The following is a 714-nucleotide window of genomic DNA, read 5'->3' on the forward strand; positions in this document are numbered from 1 at the left end:
TTTAAGTGATGAGGGTGTTATTTTCATCTCTATTGATGATAATGAACAAGCACAACTAAAATTACTTTGTGATGAGGTGTTTGGGGAAGAAAATTATGTAGGACACTTTATTTGGGTCAGAAAGAAAAAAGGTTCTTTTCTTAATAAAAAAATTAGAAAAATGACAGAATATGTACTATGTTATACCTCTAATGAAAGAATAAAATTTTTTGGAGAAGATGCGTATTCTAATAAAATGCAACCTATTGTAAAAAGAACTAATTCATTAAAAATGCTTAAATTTTCTAAATACACCATAAAAACAAAGTTAAAAGATGGTGAATACAAAAAGGGAAAATATACTAGTGGTAACACAGGAGTTGAATTTTTAAATGATTTTATAGTAAAAGATAGTATTGTTATAAGTGAGTTGTTAGTGAATGGTCGGTTTGTGTGGACGCAAGATTTTTTAGATAACGAATTAAATCAAGGAACATTTGTAGAGTTATCTTCTAAATTTGGATTTAATGTATTACGACATAATCAAGATGAAAAATTTAAAACTCCATCAAGTCTGATAAATTCTGATAATGGGGTTGGTACAAATGAAGATGCAAGTGATGAGTTATCTAAGTTACTTAATTTGGAATTAGAAGATGTATTTAACTATTCTAAGCCAACATCACTAATAAAATATTTAATAAGTTTTATTAAAAAAGAATTCATTAATGCAAC

General features: G+C 26.6%; 1 protein-coding gene. It reads left to right on the plus strand.

Going from position 1 to position 714, the window contains the following annotated elements:
* Positions 1 to 714, plus strand: a 714-nt coding sequence (locus tag KMP12_RS07440; protein WP_256442636.1) for a DNA methyltransferase, incomplete at both ends; no start/stop codon positions are given.

It is taken from the genome of Gemella sp. zg-1178 (assembly GCF_018790995.1).
Taxonomy (GTDB): domain Bacteria; phylum Bacillota; class Bacilli; order Staphylococcales; family Gemellaceae; genus Gemelliphila.